Consider the following 6,107-nt stretch of genomic DNA (forward strand, 5'->3'; position numbering starts at 1 on the left):
GTCAGTTGTTTATACATTTGTGTGCTTTATTTTTTCAAATGACATCCATATAAAACGCAAGTTGCAATAACAGTTTAGAAATAATTTAGCTTGTAAGAATAATCAGATAGGTTCTATGTTAGGACATATACAATTATGATTTCCTTCATTGAAGTATTTAGCAAATTATTATGATTATGCTCATCGTTATCTTCTTACCTATCACTTAGATTCATTGATGGGAAGACCGTGCATCCGTTTAGATTATACACTTGTTCAGAAAATCATGACTTTTTTTCAATCACCTAAGCTTCTCAAGCAAAAAACGTCTTTGTTAGTCGATGAGGTTTAAATAGACAAGTCTTCATGAGGTGTGATACGCTAGATAAGAAGTGTATGAAACAGAAATGAAGAAGGAGCGAATATGAAACAAGTGTTTTTATGTTTAACTATTGGTTGGATGTGTTTTATTTTTTATCAAGGATCAAGACAACTTGATGAGTCTTATAGTCAGAGTGACGTGATTGTTGATCAAGTTATGGAAATGATTGAAACCGTTCAAGAGACGTTTAAGGAAAAGTACGAATCAACTGAAACAAATCAAATGGCAACGCCAACGCCTGAACATCAAGTGGATGAAACTGCCTTAGCAAAAAAGAAATTTCGAAAAGATATTGCCTACGTCATTCGTAAAAGTGCCCACTTTTTTGAATATGGACTGTTGGCTATGTTATTAGCGATTGATTTTTATTTAATAAAACAATCGAGATTGAATATTGTCATTTACTCTTTGTTTATTACCTTATTGTGTGCAGTTGGGGATGAATTTTATCAATCTTTTATCGGTCGAGGGAGCAATGTTCGCGATATTGTCATTGATTTTAGTGGGGCATTATTTGGAATTGCTTGTGTTGGAGTGGTGTTAGGATTGATTAAATCTTTAAAATCAAAAGGCATGAAATCTTATTAGGATTTTATGTCTTTTTAATAATAATGAGAAAGTGGGATGCAAGTTATATCTCTTTTTGACACATGATGTATTTTACGAGGGTTTAGAGGTTATTTAGATTCATTTATAGATATTTTTTGAAAAAATTATTTTTGTATTTTACAAGGAAAGCTAGAGTTAGTCTATTGTGAATGTATTGGGTGTGACCCCAAAAGTGGTAAAGCGTTGGTTTTATCGCTTATGTGAGCAATATCGTGTTAGTAAGGTGGAAGCGAATCAGCGAGCACTAAATGCTACTTTATTAGAAGAGGTTTAGGATTATCAAGGTTGGTTAGTATTAGAGCAGTTTTTCCCTATTTATTGCATTATATTAGCACGCTTAAAAGAAGTAGAATCGATTATAAGTCGTATTACATTGAAATATCGGTTGAAGAGACTGAATCAAAAAGTTTTTTAATTACGAGGCGTGACAGTTATTGTCGCGCTTTTTTTGTCAGGAAGTTTGAGTGTTTGTCCGCCTGTGACGATGGCAGCGGGGTTAGCTAAAAGAAGACAGAAGTAGTGCGATTTTTTGGTAATGATGTGGCAAATTTCTAGGTGTAAGCTGTGATATTCTCGTGTTATCGAGGATGGTGGTTGTTGGTGAAGCGGTATGTAGTGGTATTAGGGTTGATTGTTTTAGTAGGTTGTGAGGGAAAGTTAGCGAATCAAGCTGTTAAAGAAGCGAAATTAGCGTTTGAGGAAAAGTCGTATGATCATGCAGTTGGTTTATTAAAGTTAGCAAGTGATGAAAGTTCAAATAAAAAGTATGAAATCTGGTATGAGCAGGGTGAGGCCTTTTTAGAGATGATTGATTATGATGAACTCGAAGACTTTGATAACTTATTATTAGCGTGGACGGATTTGAATTTGGTAGATAGTAAGCCCAGCTTTGTAAAAGAAGAAGCGATTGCATACATTAAAGGTAAACTCAGCGAGGTAAAAGAATTAGCGAGTAGTACCTTAGAAAGTCGGGAGATCAAAGAGGTCATGGAGTTGATTCGCTTGATTGAAAAACGAATGGGGACATTAAAAATGTTTGAAAGTGAAATTGAGGAATTAATCAATTTAAAACAAGAGATGGAGGGGTAACATGAAGCGGAGTCTATCGAATGTATTCCTGATGTTATTGTCATCGATGAGTTTAATGGCATGTACCAATGATTTAGAGATTCAAGAAGAGGCAGGAATCCAAGCGATAAGTTTAGATGAGACAACACAAGCCGTTGGAAAATCTTTAAGTCATTCAACAATTGAAGAGGAACTTGCTTATATTGAGATGTTAGTTGGGGTAGAAGAGTTACATGCCGCGAAAGTCGCCTTAAATGGATTTTTATCTGAATTAAATGGACCTGTTGGAACGGAGGAACAACTTATTCGAATTAGTCAATTAAAAGACGTTTTGAGTGAAGTTGAAGTCAGTGAAGATGGGACACATAATCATACGTTTACAGCTGTCGATGCGGTCGCACTTGCGATGGAGCGTTATGGGACAGATGATGAGGATATTATTTATATGTACGACGATAACCACGAGCATTATGGTGAAGATCAAATTGGGTATTATGTGGCTTTAAAATCAAAAGTCTTACAAGAAAAAGAGGGCGGCGATGGAATTGTCCTACTTCTTTTTGTGGGAGACGATGGTAGCATCACTGAATTATAAGTGGGAGATTCCCACTTTTTTTTATGAAATGAAGAGTTCAATAAAAGTAACATTTATCAGTTCATCGTCTGCTTTATTTCGTATAAGTTTATTTTAAGAAGTAAATAATAGGTTTGCTGATAAAGTGCAAAAAAAGTTTATAAATAGCATTGACATTATTAAGATTCAAATCTATAATAATATCAGTAACAGTTACTAGTTTTAAAAAGGAGGAATTAACATGTCATTAATCGGTACTCATGTTGTTGATTATAAAGTTCAAGGTTATCAAGCTGGAGATTTTAAAGAATTTACATCAGAAGCTGCAAAAGGAAAATGGGCAGTCTATGTATTCTATCCAGCGGACTTCACATTCGTTTGTCCAACTGAATTAGGAGATTTAGCGGATAAATACGAACAATTCAAAGAAATTGGATGCGAAGTTTACTCAGTATCAACAGATACACACTTCGTACATAAAGCATGGGCAGATGCCTCAGAAACAATCGGAAAAATCAAGTATCCAATGTTAGCCGATCCAACTGGAAAATTAACTCGTGGATTTGATGTAATGATTGAAGAAGAAGGAATGGCATTACGCGGAAGCTTCGTTGTCAATCCAGAAGGTGTTATTAAAGCATACGAAATACATGACAATGGAATCGGACGTGACGCCGATGAATTATTACGTAAAGTACAAGCCGCACAATTCGTTGCAGCACATGGTGACCAAGTCTGTCCAGCAAAATGGAAACCAGGACAAGAAACATTAACACCAAGCTTAGACCTAGTAGGGAAATTATAATATAAAAGGTTGAGAGTTGCGATTAGTCTGCTCGTAAAAGTCGTCGAAACTGATAGTGACTCCTTAAGGAGTCGCTAGACAGTTTTAGACTTTATAGAGAGACTGCAACTCGAAACTAGATTATATAAAGAGTTGAGTTGAGCGCTTAGATGATCGTAGGGGTTGAATCTTTTGCCAATCTTTATAAAAAAAGATTGAGCGGAAGAGAAACTTCATAGAACATCTGCTCAACGAAACTGGATTGGAGCATGCCACCTGGTTCAAGCCGCAAGTTGACTTTATAGATTCCCTATGATGTGTTAGCATCTTTCCTTAATAGGTAGAGTAATTAAAGATTGCCACTCGAAGCTAGATTAAGTAAAAAGCTGCCCTAAAGGATAAGACTATCTAAATTCTAACGAATAGATGTCTAAAAACCAGTGAGGAGTTTGTTCGTGGGGCCCCATCATTTACGAAGTAAATGTATCTCCCACTAATAGGGCTTTAGATTTTTATTTTTTATAAAGTAAGTATATTTAGTCTAGATAATTTTTAAAGCATTTAATTTAAGAATAAGGATTATACTATTAATTTTAGATAGTTTATCCTTATTCTTATATAGTATAATAAGGAAAGTTATGGATGTGTCATGAAAGGATATCATTAGAGGTCCTTTGATTGCTATGCATAACTGAGTCAGTAGGGAATAAAGGTTGTTGTGAACTGTTTATTTCATTTATATAAGGAGGAAGTTAAGATGAAAACTATTTATGATGTCATTGTGATTGGTGGAGGAGCAGCAGGGATGTCTGCTGGGATTTATTCAGGACGCGCTAAAATGAAAACGTTAGTGTTAGAGCAAGGTTCTGTGGGGGGACAAGCTAAGACAACAAATGAGATTGTGAACTATCCTGGTGTTCGTCACACTACAGGCCCTAAATTAATGGAAGAGATGCATCTTCAAGCGGAAGACTTCGGAGTAAAATTTGCTCAGGCTGAGGTATTAGAAGCTAAATTAGAAGGTGAAATCAAAGTTTTAAAAACAACAAACGGTGATTATGAAACTCGTTCAGTGATTATCGCAACAGGGGCAACACCTCGCACTTTAGGGTTCCCAGGTGAAGCTGAATACCGTGGACGTGGAGTCGCTTACTGTGCAACATGTGATGGAGAATTCTACACAGGATTAGAAGTATTCGTCATCGGTGCAGGATTCGCAGCAGCTGAAGAAGCGATCTTTTTAACTCGTTTTGCTCGTAAAGTAACAGTGATCGCTCGTGAACCAGAATTCACATGTGCAAAAACAATTGCTGATAAAGTATTAGCTCATCCAAAAATTGAAGTTAAATTCAACACTGAAATCGTTGAGGCAACAGGAGATGAATTATTACGTCGCGTGAAGTTCATCAACAATCAAACTGGGGAAACTTTTGAACACGTGGCAGCTGAAGACGAAACATTCGGTATCTTCATCTTCGCAGGATACGTGCCACAAACTAAAGTATTCAACGGTTTAGTTGATATGGATAAATGGGGATACATCATCACTGATGAAAACATGCACACAAGCGTTGAAGGGGTCTATGCAGCAGGAGATTTACGTCCGAAAGTATTGCGCCAAGTTGTTACAGCGGTTGCGGATGGAGCCATCGCTTCATTAGAAGCTGAAAAATATGTGGCTCATGAAAAAGAACGTTTAGGAATTGTTGAAGAAGAAATCGAAGAAACACCACAACCCAAATCCGCTGCTGAGTCTGCACCACAAGCTAAACAAGTGGCACAAGGTGGACGCTCTGCGTTATTAAATGATGCCTTACGTGGACAAATCGCAACAGTACTTGGACGTATGGAAAACAACGTGACATTAGTGACAATTGTTGATCCAACAAATGGGAAATCAATTGAATTACGTGACTTAGTCATCGATATCGCTGACTTAGGTGATAAATTAGAGGCCGTTGTTAAAACAAAAGGTGAAGATGCAGCCTTAGAAGCAAAAGTAAATGCTGACAAATTCCCAGTTGTGGCATTCCTTGATAAGGATGGAAACTACGCTGGAGTTAAATTCCACGGAGTACCTGGTGGACATGAGTTAAACTCATTCTTATTAGCCATCTATAACTTAGCTGGACCAGGACAAGCCTTAGATGCATCAGTTTTAGAAGCAATCAAAGCGGTTGATAAAAAAGTTAACATCAAAGTAGCTGTTTCATTATCATGCCACTTATGTCCAGACGTCGTTGTTGGAGCACAACGTATCGCCATCGAAAACCCTAACGTAGAAGCTGAGATGTTAGATATTGCCAACTTCCCAGAATTAAAAACAAAACATAAAGTCATGTCAGTACCATGTATGATCGTTAACGATGAAAAAGTAACATTCGGATCAAAATCAATCCAAGATATGTTAAACTTCATTGCTTAATTTAATTAATGAGTGTCCGGCATAAAATCGATGTTCTTTCGGTTTTATGCCGGATTTTTTTTAGTGATGTAAAAAAAAGAAAAATAATGTAAAATATATACTGTATAGAAAGTTAATTTGAAATAAACTCAGATTATTTAGGAGGAATGAAAGGATGAGTATAAGTAAACTTGTACTTGGGCTTGTTGTGTTAGTCACTGGATTATTTGCAAACTTATCTGTTCTAGCCTTTGAGGGAGATACTTATAATTGGGCGAATGAATCTTTATATATATAAACAGAAATG

General features: G+C 36.3%; 7 protein-coding genes. All 7 read left to right on the forward strand.

Annotation, left to right across the window (positions count from 1 at the left end; translation table 11 throughout):
* Positions 1 to 403 precede the first annotated feature (403 nt).
* The 7 genes from NEH75_RS00335 (at position 404) to NEH75_RS00365 (ending at position 6,098) form a co-directional block, all read left to right on the forward strand.
* Positions 404 to 949: a VanZ family protein gene (locus NEH75_RS00335; RefSeq protein ID WP_262948311.1), complete on the forward strand. Its 546-nt coding sequence runs from the start codon at positions 404 to 406 to the stop codon at positions 947 to 949.
* A 166-nt stretch (positions 950 to 1,115) separates the two neighbouring features.
* Entirely contained in the window at positions 1,116 to 1,244 is a 129-nt protein-coding gene (locus tag NEH75_RS00340) for a hypothetical protein (protein WP_262948312.1), read from the forward strand.
* Between the two features lie 326 nt (positions 1,245 to 1,570).
* Positions 1,571 to 2,059 (forward strand): hypothetical protein, encoded by a 489-nt coding sequence (locus tag NEH75_RS00345; protein WP_262948313.1) that lies wholly within the window; start codon positions 1,571 to 1,573, stop codon positions 2,057 to 2,059.
* A gap of 1 nt (position 2,060) precedes the next feature.
* Positions 2,061 to 2,633 carry a hypothetical protein gene (locus tag NEH75_RS00350; RefSeq protein ID WP_262948314.1) on the forward strand — a complete coding sequence of 191 codons (573 nt, stop codon included), beginning with the start codon at positions 2,061 to 2,063 and terminating at the stop codon, positions 2,631 to 2,633.
* A 220-nt stretch (positions 2,634 to 2,853) separates the two neighbouring features.
* The gene (gene ahpC / locus NEH75_RS00355; RefSeq protein ID WP_068759008.1) at positions 2,854 to 3,417 is read left to right on the forward strand and encodes an alkyl hydroperoxide reductase subunit C; all 564 of its coding nucleotides are present in this window, start codon (positions 2,854 to 2,856) and stop codon (positions 3,415 to 3,417) included.
* A 736-nt stretch (positions 3,418 to 4,153) separates the two neighbouring features.
* Complete coding sequence (locus tag NEH75_RS00360) at positions 4,154 to 5,821, forward strand: FAD-dependent oxidoreductase (protein ID WP_262948315.1); 1,668 nt, start codon at positions 4,154 to 4,156, stop codon at positions 5,819 to 5,821.
* Between the two features lie 154 nt (positions 5,822 to 5,975).
* The gene (locus tag NEH75_RS00365) at positions 5,976 to 6,098 is read left to right on the forward strand and encodes a hypothetical protein (protein WP_262948316.1); all 123 of its coding nucleotides are present in this window, start codon (positions 5,976 to 5,978) and stop codon (positions 6,096 to 6,098) included.
* Positions 6,099 to 6,107: the final 9 nt, after the last annotated feature.

It is taken from the genome of Turicibacter sp. T129 (genome assembly GCF_025594975.1).
GTDB lineage: Bacteria > Bacillota_I > Bacilli_A > MOL361 > Turicibacteraceae > Turicibacter > Turicibacter bilis.